The sequence below is a fragment of the Tautonia sp. JC769 genome (assembly GCF_040717455.1).
GTDB lineage: Bacteria > Planctomycetota > Planctomycetia > Isosphaerales > Isosphaeraceae > Tautonia.
On record NZ_JBFEFH010000003.1, the window covers coordinates 104,515 to 117,611 of the forward strand.

The following is a 13,097-nucleotide window of genomic DNA, read 5'->3' on the forward strand; positions in this document are numbered from 1 at the left end:
AAGTGACTCAGCGGTCCTCATCCACCTCGGCCCCGGGACCGAGCAGGGCGTTGAAGAAGGGGCGGAACGAGCCGTGGGGCTGCCCCCGGTGTTGCGCGGGGAATCCGAACAGGACGACACGGCCGTCACCATAGGGGAGATCGACGAGCGCGGCCTTACCTTCGAGATACTCGGGGCCGAGCAACCAACCGCTCTCCAGGAGGTCGGTCGAGGCATAGCGGCAGGCAATCGCCCCGGGATCCGGGGCGTCATCGCCCAGCTCGAACCCCTTCGAGTTCGAGAAATAGATCGAGCCGTTCACCGGCATTCCGGCCGTCAGGTAGGATGCCCGCCCCCCTTGATCGTACTCGACGGCGAGGATCGAGCCCGGGCAATAGAAGTCGTTCGAGGAAATGCCGGCCAGCGTGTTCTTGACGGGGAGATCGAGCATCTCGATCGCGACGGCGGTCGAATCATCGAGGCAAACCAGGCGGCCACCGCGTTCGACGAATCGCCGGATCGACTTGACCCCTTCACCGGCCAGGCCGCCCACGTAGGCTGGTTCCGACTGGTCGGGGCGGTAGCCCTCCATGAACGTCCGGCGGCCGATGGAGGGCAGGACGATCACGTCGAATCGATCGTTCAGGTCGCCGATGGTCAGATCGGCGTTGCGAACCGTCTCATAAGGGATCTCGAATCGTTCCAGCACGAGCCGCGTCCAGCCCTCGTCCATGCTGGGGACCCAGGGCTGATAGAGGCCGATCCTCGGTAGCTCCCATCGCATCCGTCGAGGTCCATCCGGGTCATCCGCATCCTCCGACGGCCCCCTGGCGTCTTCCCAGGGAGAATCCACGGCAATCGCGATCGATGACCGCTCCGGAAGGATCGAGTCGAGCACCCGTCGCGTCTCCGCTGTCGCCGGGATGCGCAGCGTGTGGGCCGGGAACTCGCGGTCGCCGATGACGACCGGTTCGACGATCCGCTCGACCGCCTGGCCGTCGGCAAGGAGCGAGAAGACGACCGTGAAATCGTCATTCGAGCGATTGAGGAGGTAGAAGGCGTCGGCCGCCTCGGCGTCTCCTTCGACCCGTCCTCCGACGGTCTCCACGTCCTCGACCGCCTCGGTCGAGGCGTCGAAGCGCTCGGGGATCGTCGCGACCTTGACTCCCATCTGCAGGGGAAGGGTCCAGCCGGCGACATCGTAGGGACGCTCGGGTCGGCCGTCGGCTCCGATCCGATCGGGATAGACCTGCCGCTCCATCATGTCCTTCAGATGCGCCCGATACGGTTGCGAGGCGAAAAGGATCCAGGAGTCGGCGGGATACGATACCCCCGCGGCTTCGAAGGGCTCGGTCGCCCGATGAACCTCGATGCCGGTGGCATGGAGGATCTCGACCATGGCCGCGGCCGTGCCGGGATCGCGCTGGTCGGCCGAGACGACCCAGGCGAAGGGCGGCCGTTCGACCCCTGCTCGGATCTGGTCGAGCGCGATGGCCCGGTAGTTCGACTGGAACCAGTCTCCGTAGCGTGCGGCCAAGGTCAGGAGGGCCCGGGCGGCGATCAACTCGTACTCGACGATGTCGGCGATCCGCCACCAGCCACCGGGCCAGGGGTCGACGAAGGTGACCCTCGGCTCATGGTCCGGAAAGCCTCGGCTGCCACCTCGGAGGTCGGATTGACTCTGGAAGATCGGCGAGGCCAGTTTCACGCTGGCGGCCTCGGTCAGGATTCCGACCATGTTATGCCGCTGGGGGACCGTCCGATTGCCCCCGTTCCACCAGTTGTCGTACATGGAGTGGGTCGCGACCCCTTTCTTGCCGCCCTGCGCCAGGTCGGCCGCCATGTGCGCACCGATCAGGAAGATTCCCTGGCTGATCCGGGGGTCGAGGTTGGGGTTCACGGGATCGAAGAACGGCGGGACGAACAACCGAGGCCCGGTCGACCCCATCTGGTGAACGTCCCAGGTGATCGTCGGGAACCATTCCTCGTAGAGGAACCGGGTCAGGATGCGAGTCTCGTCCAGGTTGAGCATGAACCAGTCGCGGTTGGTGTCGTGCCCCGCGTACGGATGATAGAGCCAGGGCATCCCGGATCCTTCCCAGGGGGTCCCCTTCGATCGTTCGTACCAGTCGTGGACGAGATCGACCCCATCCGGATTGACCGACGGGATGATCAGGAGAATGGTCTCGTCGAGGATCGCCCGGGTCTCGGGATCATCTCGCGTGGCCAGCTCGTGCAACAGCGTACAGGCCATGAGCGTCGAGGCGGTTTCCGAGGAGTGGATCGTACAGGTCATCAGGACCGTCGCTTTGCTCTCGGCGATCAGCGCCTCGGCCTGCTCCTCGGAGACGCCCGGATCGGGTTGCGCGAGTCGACGCTGGATCGACTTGTACCGGTCGAGATCGGCGACGGTTTCCTCGGATGAAACCACCGCGGCGAGGAAGGGCCGGCCCTGAGTCGATCGGCCGATCTCGACGACCTCGACTCGATCCGAGGTGCGGGCCACCTGCTGGAAGTATTCCACCACGTCCGACCAGGGGGCGAGTCGGAAGTCGGCCCCCGGCTCGAACCCGAGGACCTGAGCAGGGGCCGGGATCGTCCGCTCCTGCGCCTCGACCGATGGCCAGGCCCCCATCGCCAACAGACCACTGGCAATCATCACCAAACCGTTCGACCTCATGGGGCCTCCTCTCTCATCGGAGTCTTGGAGCGGACAATCGAAAGCGTCGCCACATGATCAGGCCCCCAGCGAGGCAATGCAACGGTCGGCCCAGGGGTGAGGCCGGTGCTCGTCCTGTCGGGCCGGGCCAGCAGACTCCAAGGAAAACAGACGCGAACACGACACATTCCTTTGATGACACCCGCTCCCGGCTTCGAGGCGATTCTGCGTCCCCGAGCACCGCCCCCGGGGCCTCGCGGTCGGTTTGACCTTTCTTGCTCCCCGATCGTATGATCCCAACAGACGCATTTCGTTCCATCGAGTGAGCACCGCGAGAGTCCGGACCGTCATCGGCGGGGCCGTCTCGCGGCACCTTCGCTCATCCCCCGGGGTGTGGTCTCGGTCTGACTCGTACAGGTCATGTCGTTCGCGAGTTGCACCGCTGGAGCCCCTCATCATGCCTCCCGCAGCCCCGCTCTCTCGAAGTGAACCGAGGATCGTCACCGATCGACTGCCCGGCCCCCGGGCCGCCGCCTGGATCGCCCGGGACGAGCGAGTGACGTCCCCCTCGTACACCCGGATGTATCCCCTGGTGGTCCGGCGGGCTCGCGGGGTGATGATGGAGGACCTGGACGGGAATCGCTTCCTCGACTTCACCGCGGGAATCGCCGTGACCAACGCGGGCCACTGCCACCCGAGAGTGGTGAAGGCGATCCGCGATCAGGCACGACGCCTGATCCACATGTCGGGGACCGATTTCTATTATCGCCCTCAAATTCGACTCGCGGAGACGCTTGCCCGGCTCGCTCCCGGTCCCGGGCCGAAACGCGTCTTCTTCGCCAACAGCGGGGCCGAGGCCGTCGAGGCGGCCCTCAAACTCGCGCGCTTTCATACGGGTCGTCCCCGGGTCGTTGCATTTCGGGGAGCCTTTCACGGCAGGACCTACGGCGCGATGAGCCTGACGGCGTCCAAGTCGATCCAACGGAAAGGCTTCTCGCCCCTCGTCCCCGAGATTCAGCATGCCACCTACGGCGATCTCTCCAGCCTGGACGTGCTGTTCCGAACGACCTGCCCGCCCGAGGAAACCGCGGCGATCTTCGTCGAGCCGATCCAGGGCGAAGGGGGATACATCGTCCCCCCCGACGATTTCCTGAGGGGCTTGCGGACCGTCTGCGACGCACACGGTATCATGCTCGTCCTCGATGAGATCCAGACGGGCATCGGGCGGACCGGTCGGATGTTCGCCTCGGAGCACTGGGGGGTCCACGGCGACGTGGTCTGCCTGGCCAAGGGGCTCGCCAATGGCCTGCCGCTGGGGGCGATCGTCGCCCCGGAATCCATCATGGACTGGCCCCCGGGGAGTCACGCGAGCACCTTCGGCGGGAATCCCGTCGCGTGTTCGGCCGCGCTCGCCACGCTCGGCCTGATCGAGCGGCGATACGCCGAGAATGCCCAGGATCGTGGCCTGGAGCTGGCAGAGGGCCTGAGGGAACTGGGCGAAACCCACCCCTGCCTCGTCGACGTTCGGGGCAAGGGCTTGATGATCGGCGTGGAAATCGGCTCCCCTGATGGCCCCCTTCCCGGTTTCCGGGATCGAATTATTCTGGAAGCCTTCCAGCGAGGTTTGCTGCTCCTTCCGTGCGGACCGAGTACGATTCGATTCTGCCCACCGCTCTGCCTGACCAGGAAGCAGGTCGCGATCGGCCTCGACCTCTTCCGATCAACCCTGGCTGCCATGTGTGGGGGGTGCCCGTCGTCCCCGTAACGCTCCAGGATCAGGCCCTCTCCCGCCGGACACGATCATCCGGCCGATGGGGCATCGTGAATTCGCTTCGATCCGAACGTTCTCCGAGTGATTCCCATGTCGACCGCGTCGCACGGTTCCACCGCTCAGTCCTTCGATTGGCAACGATGGCCCGAAACCGAACAGTTCCTCGGCAAGGCGGTCTGCGCGGCCCTCGGGGGAAACGCCTTCGCCGCCGAACTCGATCGGCGGATGGCCGCCGAGACGAGCACCCGGATTACCGACTGGATCGATCATCTGGTCCTCAATGACCGCCCGAATCTCGTCGAAGGACTGGCCCGACTCGGTTACGAGCGGACGCCCGAACCCTATGGAGTGAATGCGCCGACCTTCCGTCACCCGGGGGGACAGTTCCCGCCCCTCGCCGTCGTCCCCGGTGCCGGGGGCGGCCCCCAGGTTTCCTCGATCGCCTTGAAGGTCGAGTCGATCGCCTCGTTCAGTGAGGCGAATCGATTGGGCCTCGCGATCGTCGGCTACCCGGTCGGTCCGTATCGCTTCGCGAAGGTCGAGGTGATGGGGGCAGAGACCTCGATGATCGTGGTGGAGCGTCGGGGCTATCTGGGCTTCGAACCGTTCCCCAGCTCCTGGGCCCAGGGAGGCCGCATGGCCCCGCACTCGACCCGAGACGCCCTGGCCGCTCGGGAGCTTTGGCAGGCCCGCCGACGCCATTTCCCCGACGACGCAGAAGGGTTCGACGTCGCCGAAGAGGTCCTGGGTCAGGTCCTGGAGCGGGCCGGGTCGACGGACCTCGCCTGCCATCTCATTTTCGAAGTCGAGCGTGAGTACTGGCAGTCCCGGAATACGGCGGCACGGGTCCAGAAGCGTCGACAGGATCGGCTCGGGCTGGGCTGGGCCAATCACGACCACCACACCTTTCGCTGCTCCCGGCGCTTCTTTCCCAGGGTCATCGGCATCTTCGAACGACTCGGTTTCACGCTCCGGGAGTCGTTCCACGCCGGGAAGGAGGCCGGCTGGGGGGCCCAGGTCCTGGAGCATCCGACGACCGGCATCGTGATCTTCGCTGACCTCGACCTCGCTCCCGAAGAAGCCGAGGATGACTTTGCCCGGAAGGCCCTGCCCGACTTGCCCCAGCCCCATACGGTGGGCCTCTGGGTCGGACTGCACGGCGAGTCGCTGCTCGATGCGGGGATGCACCACCTGGAGGCCCAGTTCGATTTCGATGCCCTTCGCATTGCGCTGCAGGACGAGGCCGGCATCGAGACGATGAAACCCTTCAGCGATTTCTCGTTCCTCCGTCAGGCGTTCACCCGGGGCGAGCGATGGCCTGTGCAGGCTCATCGTGCGGACCGCATGCGCGATCTCGGGTGGATCGATGAGGAACAGCATGCTCGGTTCCTCTCCGAGGGAGCCATCGGCAGCCACCTCGAAAACTTGCAGCGGCGGGAAGGGTTCAAGGGGTTCAATCAGCAGGCCGTGAGTGCGATCATCGCCGAAACCGATCCGCGACGGCTCTGATTTGTCCGTGCCTCGTCGCCTGACTCGGCCCGAGCCTCGTGTTAGAATGACTCTGGGAACCTCTCGAGGATCCCGGGCGTCGAAGGCGTTGAGGCCTACCCGGCCACCGATCTCACCGGCCCGTCCTGCCAGGAACGGTCTGAATCCACGTCTCCATCAAGGTTTGTGAATCATGATCGATGCGATCGCACCGGCTTGGGCGCGGAACCTCGGCCGAGGGCTCGCTTTGCTCCTGATCGTGGGAGGACTCGTGTCACTCCCGACGACGTCGGCCCGGGGCCAGCAGCCCGACGACCAGGCAAACGGCGAGGTCGACCAGGATGCGCCGATCGACGGCGAGATGACCCCGGAGAAGCAAGACCAACAGGACGTCCTTGCAGACTCGATCTACGTCGATCCCGTCGCCGCGTCGATCATGCGCGGTCGGTACGACCAGCTGCACTCGACCGTGCTCGTGCCCCCGAACACCGACCGGACGATCGCCCAGATGGCCCGGGGCGGAACTCGACTCGATGCCGGGCTGATCGATCGCTTCATCAAGTATGCGGCCCGACAGTTGACCGACCACGATAACATCAACGCGGTCATGTCCGGTGGCCAGCAGAGTCGTATCCAGTCCATCGAGGACGCGGGCAAGTATCTCGCCCTGCCGTACGCCGAGGTCCCCGCCAATCAGCGCGATCGGCGGTTCCTCCAGGAGTTCAATTCCCGGCTCCTCGCGCTGGCCCCCGAGCTGCTCAAGAACCACCTCTACGCCCGGGTTCAGGTCATGCAGGCCCTGAGCCGGATCGGCGATCCGGTCGCCTTGAGTTTGCTGATCGAGCAGCTCCGCAATCCGGAACAACCCCTGATCGTGAAACAACTGGCGGCCGAGGGCGTGCGTCGGATCGCGGTCGAGGCGGGCGACTCGCTGTCGACGGCCGATCGCGAGAACGCGGCCAATGCGCTCGTCGAGTTCCTCCGAGACAATCCCGAGGCCTACTGGTTGTCCCACACCCGGGCGCTGCAGGCCCTCGGGACGCTCCGCCGCATTTCGGGGGTCGAGAATCGCGATCAGGCGGTCTTTGCCAATGAGCTGCTGGCGGTCCTGAGCTCGGCGGATCAACGCCCCGAGAGCCGGGCCTGGGCGGCCTGGGCGCTCGGGATGCTGGAAGTTCCCCCGAATTACCCGCAGCTCAATTTCTCCCTCGCGGCGTACCAGGTCGGCACGCTTGCCGTCGAGATCGGGCAGCGGATCGTCGACCTGAGCGATCCTCGAGAGCTTGAAGCGTACAACCCTGAGCGGGTGAAGTACCTGACCGCCTTGATCGTCGCCCCGGTCTTCTCGTCGCTGGACGGGGCCCCTGAGCTCCGGGGCTCCGGACTGCGCAACACGCGGGGCCTGGGGCCGCATCAGCAGTACGTGGTCCGAGTCCACCAACTCATCCGGCAACTTGCGGTCGCGTCGGTCGAACTGACGAACGCCCGGGGGGCGCAGATCACCGGGGCTCGCGATCGCGTGATCGGTCGGCTCAACGAACTGCGCACCTTCCTCAACGAGAACCGCCCCGAGGATGGGACCTTCATCTCGGGGGGCCGGGAATTCGCACTCCAGGATGCTTCTTGACCGCGATCGGACGATGAATCAACCGCCCTCGGCGTTCGAAATCCCCGTTTCGCTGGTGCGAGACTACCAGCAGATCAACCGGGAAATCCTCCTGGCCCTCGACTCCGGTCATCGGCTCGTCCGATTGACCGAGGTCGAGGGCCAGCGTTTGCTTGCGTCCGGGCTCCGCGGGCCCTGGGACGCGGTCATCGAGGTGATCGGGAATGCCGGCCCCGAGCTCGGGGCGGGACTCGATGCGCCGGGAGTGACCATCCTCTGTCACGGATCGGCCGCCGACGGCGCCGGTCGCGGGCTCCGGTCGGGCCGCCTGGCGATCTCAGAGCGATCCGGCGATGCCCTTGGCGCCTGGATGTCGGGGGGCGCCATCGTGGTCCGAGGGGCGACCGGCCATCGGGCCGGCCTCCGCCAGCGGGGCGGGACCCTCGTCTTGCTGGGCGAGGCGGGCCGATTGCTCGCCGATCGCCACTCCGGCGGCCTGATCATGGCCGATCCGGGCGTGATCACCTCGGCCTCGGGTCGTGGCCGTTCCGAGGGCCTACTGGTCCCCTTGCCGCAACACTCCCGGGGTTTCGACGCCCTCTCAAGAGCCCATGCGAACGGACTCCTGAGTACCCTTCGAGGACTCCCTCGGGAGTTCCGCCTCGCGTTCGACCTCGGGCCCCTCCCGGATTGATCCTCGTGGCGGCCCCGTTCCTGAGGGGCCCTTCAACGGCGATCGTGATGCGTACTCGATCCGGCACCAGGTGCGGGAGAACTCATTGAAGTCCGATCCAGGCTCTGCCCGAAGGTGGGTGTATTCGTGGCTCCTGGCCCTCCCTCTCATCGGAGTCGGTTGCGCCGAGGAGTGGGGCGTGGAGTGGATTCCAGGGGCCGAGGTGTCGGGGCGGATTCACCGATCGGGTGACCCTCTGACCCGCGGATGGCTGGAATTCCTCCCCGTCGACGGCGCGATCGGCCGCCTGCGATCGGTGCCGATCCGTCCGGACGGGACCTTCCTCGCCGACGGGGTCGCTCCCGGATCGGTCGCAATTCGAGTGATCGGGGCCGACCTCCCGGCCTCGGACGAATCGATCTTCGGTCAGATCTACGTGATTCGTCGGGTCGTATTGGATGCCCAGGCGAACAAGTTCGACATTGACCTCGATCAGGAACGGCGTCGATTGTCGTCAGGCCAGCCTGACTGAATCGACGGACCTGGCCCGGAAGGCTTCGGGGGAAGGGAGACATTGCGATGTCACACCGCTGGCATCTCCGACCAAGTGACCCGGCCCAGGTCGCTTGGTTCGCCGGGGAAACTCGCGTCCCCCCCCTGGTCGCGCAGATTCTCCTGAATCGGAAGATCAACGACCCGGAGAAGGCGAGAGACTACCTCGAAGTCCGTCGGAAGAAACTGCACGACCCCGAGCTGCTCCCCGGCGTGGTCGACGCGGCCGATCGCATCGTCCGGGCGATCGAGCAAAATCGAAAGATCGTCATTTACGGGGATTATGACGTCGATGGCGTCTGCGGCACGAGCATCCTCTGGTCCTGCCTCCGCCTCGCGGGTGCCAGGGACGTCGACTATTACATCCCGAACCGGGTCGAGGAGGGCTACGGCCTCAACGGAGAGGCGTTGAGCCGGATCGCCTCCGAGCATGCGGACCAGGTCGTCGTCACGGTCGATTGCGGGATCACCTCGGTCAGGGAAGCGAAGCTGGCCCGATCGCTCGGGATCGAGTTGATCGTCACGGATCACCATACGATCGGGCCCGAGCTGCCCGAGGCCGACGCGCTGGTTCACCCGAGATTGCCGGGCGGCTCATACCCCTTCGGCGAGCTCTGCGGGGCGGGGGTGGCGTTCAAGCTCGCCTGGCAGGTCTGCAAGAGTTTCGGCGACGGCAAGCGGGCGTCCCCCCACCTCCGCGACTTCCTCCTCAGCGCCTTCGGCCTGGTCGCGTTGGCAACCGTGGCGGACATGGTGCCGCTGGAAGATGAGAATCGCATCTTCGTCCGGTACGGGCTGGACACGATCCACGCCGACCCGTCGCTCGGACTGACTGCCCTGATGCGGGTGGCGAACTGCCTGGGCAAGAAGAAACTGACGACCGGCAGCGTCGGGTTCGGACTGGCCCCCCGGATCAACGCGGCCGGCAGGCTCGAATGCGCCATGATGGCCGTGGAAATGCTGACGACCTCCGACCCGGCTCGCGCCGAGCATCTGGCCGCGGAGCTCGACGCCTGCAACCGGCGCCGTCAGGAGATCGAGCACACGATCGTCTCCGAGGCGCGTCAGATGGTCGACGCCCTGGGAGGCCTCGGGGAGCGAGGAGCGGTGGTGCTCGGGCATCCGAAGTGGCATCCAGGGGTCATCGGCATCGTTGCGGGCCGCCTCGCCGAGCTCTACCACCGCCCGAGCATCGTGATGGCCCTCCGAGACGACCTGTGCCAGGGTTCGGGGCGATCCATCCCGGGCTTCGATCTGTATGACGCGATCCGGTCCTGCTCCGAGGGCCTCCTCGGTTTCGGGGGACACCGCGCCGCCGCCGGTCTCCGCATGAAGCCGTCCGACTTCCCTTCCTTCGCGGAGCGGTTCGAGCAGCACTGCCGGACGGCGTTGACGGATGAACAGAAGCAACGCCGACTCGACATCGATGCCGAGGTCCGACTGGCCGACCTGAGCATCAAGGTCGTCGAGTGGATCGAAGCCCTGGAACCTTACGGCATCGGGAACCCGCGTCCGATCCTCTCGACGACTGGGGCTCGGATCGTGGGCCAGCCCCGGATCGTGGGGGAACGCAAGAATCATGTGCAACTCCGGCTCTCGCAGAATGGGACGACCGTCAAAGCGATTGGCTGGAATATGGCCGAGAAGCTCGGGGCGTTAGCCGCCGGTACCGAATGCGCAATCGCCTTCCTTCCGTCGATCAACGAATGGAATGGCCGTCGAGAAGTCCAGCTCGAACTTCGCGACGTTCAGGTCAGCCCCGGCGGAGAACAGACTCATGCCCGATCAGCCTGATGTGCGTGCCCGGGAACTGGCAAACCATCTGAGGCAGCGAGGGATCACCGATGCGAAAGTCCTCGAGGCGATCCTGAACGTCCCCCGCGACCAGTTCGTGCCGCCGGCGATGCAATCAGACGCCTGGGAGGATCGAGCGCTGCCGATCGCCTGTGAGCAGACGATCAGCCAGCCGTTCATGGTGGCCCTGATGACCCAGGAACTCGCGCTGACCGGTGCCGAGCGGGTGCTCGAGGTCGGGACCGGGAGCGGATACCAGACCGCCGTCCTCTCGAGACTCGCCCGGGAGGTCTTCACAGTCGAACGCCATGCCGCCCTGTCTGAGGCGGCTCGGGAGATGCTCGATGGACGCCTGAAGCTGACCAATGTGCGGTATCGCGTCGGAGATGGTACGATCGGATGGCCGGACGCAGCCCCCTTTGACCGCATTCTGGTCACCGCGGCGGCGCCGGATCTCCCAGAAACGCTGTTTCAACAACTGGCCGAAGGGGGACGTATCGTGATCCCCATCGGCTCGGAATCTCAGCAACAGCTCAACGTCATCGATCGCAGGGATGGCAAACCGGTCCACTTCCGCTCGGTCTCTTGCCGGTTCGTACCCCTGGTGGGAGAGCACGGCTGGGACGGCACCGACCGCACGCCTCGCACTCAATAAATCCGGTCACCACACCTCGGACGATCGAACTGTCTATAATCCGCTCATGGGACGCGGCGTCTGGTCTGCACGATCGACCGGTGCCCAGGCGAAACGATATTCTTCGAGTTTCAAGGGCGCTTTTCCCATGGTTGAGCGACGTTTCGTGTTTCCCGGCGTCATCGAGCTGAATGTGCAGGCTCGTCGTCGCCTGGGGGTCAATATCTACCTGATCGATGGGGGGGACGGGTACATCCTGATCGACGTCGGGTTCCTTGATGAGCTGGGCGACGTCCTGGAGTTGATTCGTCAGATGAATTACAGCCTCTCCGCGTGCAAGATGATCGTCGCGACGCATGCCGACGCCGATCACACGCAGGGGCTAGCCCGGGCCCGCGACCTGTTGAAGTGCCCTGTGGTCGCCCACCCGAAATCGGTTGCGCCGCTGGAATCGGGAGACGAGGTCACGACCTACGCCCGGATCGATGCCCAGAACATCCACATCCCCATGCCCCCCTGCAAGGTCGACCGGACAATCGATGAGGGGGACATTCTCGAGGTCGGCGACAAGCGGCTCGAGGTCTGGAGCACTCCGGGCCACACCGCCGGACAGCTCGCGTTTCGGATGGGAGAGCTGCTGTTCTCCGGTGACAATATCTTCCGGGACGGCAGCGTGGGTGTCATCGATGCGCACCACGGGTCGAACCTGCCCGATTTCGTGAAAAGCCTCCGGCGGATCCGGGGCGCGGATGTCGAATTCCTCCTCCCGTCGCACGGCCCGATCTTCCGGAAGGACAATGGCCTGATCGACGCGACCATCGCCCGGCTGGAGACGTACATGCACCTGGCCGACTTCGGCACGTGCGCCGTCGATTGGCCGCTGCTCGACGAATGGGAAGAAGAACTCGCCTCGGGGAGACTCCCCGGCTAATCGGACCGCATCGGCCCCTCGAAATCGACTTCCCCTGGCATCAGGCCCGGCCCACGATACTTTCGTTGACGCTGGGTGTTTGATAGGACGGCTGGCAACGATCGAGGTCGCTCGGCAGGCCTCCCGGTAGTGTCCGGGGACGCGCGAACGTCGATCGGAAGCACCAACGCCGTCCCAGGGAGACTTGCTCGATGCCACGATCTTATCAACTGGCGCTTGCACTCGGCCTTTCGGTGATCCTTTCCGCCCCGGTCCTGGCGCAGCGCCCCGGAGGCCCCGGGCAGGGTGGGCCGGGTCGGCCAGGCGGGATGAGGGGGATGCAGGGAGGACTGGTACAGATCCTCTCCATGCCCCCCGTCGTCGACGAGCTCGAACTCTCCGAGGAGCAAACCAGCAAGGTCCGCACGATCGCGGATCAATTCCGCGAGGAGCTGATGGGCCGAATGAGGGAAACCCGCGAAGCACTGGCGGATCTCGGGCCGGAGGCGCGTCGCGATCGCTTCGAGGAGATGACCAGGACCCTCGATGAATCCGCCCAGGAACGACTTCAAGAGGTGCTGGAACCCGAGCAGATGACCCGGCTCCGCCAGATCCAGCTCCAACTGCAAGGGGTCCAGGCCTTTGCGAACCCGAGAGTCAAGGAATCCTTGAAACTGGATGACGAGCAGCAATCGAAGCTCTCCGAGTTGATCGAGGCGTATCGATCCGAGACGCAATCGCTCATGGCCGACGCGAGAGAAGCCGACCAGCGTGGCCAGGTCATGCGCGATCTGATGGAATTGCGCCGCGAGACCCTCGACAAGGCGATGTCAATCCTGACCGATGAGCAGAAATCCTCCTGGGACGAACTCACCGGCGAGACGTTCCAGATGGGGCCCGGCGCGGGGGGGCGGCGAGGCGGCTTCGGACCGGGTGGGCGTCCCGGACCCGGCGGTCGTCGAGGGCCGGGCGGTCCTCCGAGTGCTCGTTGATCTGACGATCGGCGTGAGCACCTTCCGCTGATGTCGAGT

The 13,097-nt window shown here is 65.5% G+C and carries 10 protein-coding genes; 9 read left to right on the plus strand and 1 reads right to left on the minus strand.

What is annotated here, in order from left to right; translation table 11 throughout:
* Positions 1-7: 7 nt before the first annotated feature.
* Complete coding sequence (locus AB1L88_RS04530; protein WP_367095441.1) at positions 8-2,659, minus strand: M14 metallopeptidase family protein; 2,652 nt, start codon at positions 2,657-2,659, stop codon at positions 8-10.
* 436 nt (positions 2,660-3,095) lie between these two features.
* Between AB1L88_RS04530 and AB1L88_RS04535 the strand changes: the two genes are divergently transcribed.
* From AB1L88_RS04535 to AB1L88_RS04575, 9 genes are all read left to right on the plus strand, one after another.
* The gene (locus tag AB1L88_RS04535) at positions 3,096-4,403 is read left to right on the plus strand and encodes an acetyl ornithine aminotransferase family protein (protein ID WP_367095442.1); all 1,308 of its coding nucleotides are present in this window, start codon (positions 3,096-3,098) and stop codon (positions 4,401-4,403) included.
* A 96-nt stretch (positions 4,404-4,499) separates the two neighbouring features.
* Positions 4,500-5,918, plus strand: coding sequence for a hypothetical protein (locus AB1L88_RS04540; protein WP_367095443.1), 1,419 nt, complete (start codon positions 4,500-4,502; stop codon positions 5,916-5,918).
* Between the two features lie 172 nt (positions 5,919-6,090).
* Positions 6,091-7,524 (plus strand): hypothetical protein, encoded by a 1,434-nt coding sequence (locus tag AB1L88_RS04545; protein ID WP_367095444.1) that lies wholly within the window; start codon positions 6,091-6,093, stop codon positions 7,522-7,524.
* 13 nt (positions 7,525-7,537) lie between these two features.
* Positions 7,538-8,197, plus strand: coding sequence for a glutamate synthase (locus AB1L88_RS04550; RefSeq protein ID WP_367095445.1), 660 nt, complete (start codon positions 7,538-7,540; stop codon positions 8,195-8,197).
* A 178-nt stretch (positions 8,198-8,375) separates the two neighbouring features.
* The gene (locus AB1L88_RS04555; protein WP_367095446.1) at positions 8,376-8,708 is read left to right on the plus strand and encodes a hypothetical protein; all 333 of its coding nucleotides are present in this window, start codon (positions 8,376-8,378) and stop codon (positions 8,706-8,708) included.
* A 47-nt stretch (positions 8,709-8,755) separates the two neighbouring features.
* Positions 8,756-10,522, plus strand: a complete 1,767-nt coding sequence (gene recJ, locus AB1L88_RS04560; RefSeq protein WP_367095447.1) for a single-stranded-DNA-specific exonuclease RecJ — start codon at positions 8,756-8,758, stop codon at positions 10,520-10,522.
* On the plus strand, positions 10,506-11,177 hold the full coding sequence (locus AB1L88_RS04565) for a protein-L-isoaspartate(D-aspartate) O-methyltransferase (RefSeq protein ID WP_367095624.1): 672 nt from the start codon (positions 10,506-10,508) through the stop codon (positions 11,175-11,177). Before recJ ends, AB1L88_RS04565 begins: the two co-directional genes overlap by 17 nt.
* Positions 11,178-11,304: 127 nt before the next feature.
* Positions 11,305-12,087 carry an MBL fold metallo-hydrolase gene (locus tag AB1L88_RS04570; protein ID WP_367095448.1) on the plus strand — a complete coding sequence of 261 codons (783 nt, stop codon included), beginning with the start codon at positions 11,305-11,307 and terminating at the stop codon, positions 12,085-12,087.
* A 191-nt stretch (positions 12,088-12,278) separates the two neighbouring features.
* Positions 12,279-13,058, plus strand: a complete 780-nt coding sequence (locus tag AB1L88_RS04575; RefSeq protein WP_367095449.1) for a Spy/CpxP family protein refolding chaperone — start codon at positions 12,279-12,281, stop codon at positions 13,056-13,058.
* The last annotated feature ends 39 nt before the right edge of the window (positions 13,059-13,097 follow it).